Consider the following 493-nt stretch of genomic DNA (forward strand, 5'->3'; position numbering starts at 1 on the left):
AAGCCCGCTCCCACACAAGCTCGCGCCTACAGTGGGCTTGGTGGCGTCAGGCTGATTTATTTTCCAGGGACGGCAAATGGCTGGCGCCCAATACCGCAGGCAACACCCCCGCACGCAAATCATTGCCACTCGGCTGCTGATACAAGCTCAAGCCAAACTCCGGCAGCACCGCCAGCAGGTAGTCAAAAATATCCCCCTGAATGCGCTCGTAATCGGCCCACGCGGTGGTGCGGGTAAAGCAGTAGATCTCCAGCGGCACGCCTTGGGCGGTGGTCTGCATCTGGCGCACCATGCAGGTCATGTTTGGCTGGATGTCTGGGTGGCTTTTCAGGTAGGCCAGGGCGTAGGCGCGGAAGGTGCCGAGGTTGGTCATGCGGCGGCGGTTGGCCGACAGTTGTGCGCTGTGGCCCTGGGCTTCGTTCCAGGCCTTGAGTTCGGCCTGCTTGCGCCCGATGTAATCGGTGAGCAGGTGCACCTGGGTCATACGCAACTC

1 pseudogene is annotated in these 493 nt (G+C 61.5%); it reads right to left on the reverse strand.

The window, feature by feature from the left end:
* Positions 1-46: 46 nt before the first annotated feature.
* Positions 47-493: pseudogene (locus tag HX803_RS32220) on the reverse strand (mechanosensitive ion channel domain-containing protein); the annotation flags it as partial.

The organism is Pseudomonas sp. P7548, from assembly GCF_013386585.1.
GTDB lineage: Bacteria > Pseudomonadota > Gammaproteobacteria > Pseudomonadales > Pseudomonadaceae > Aquipseudomonas.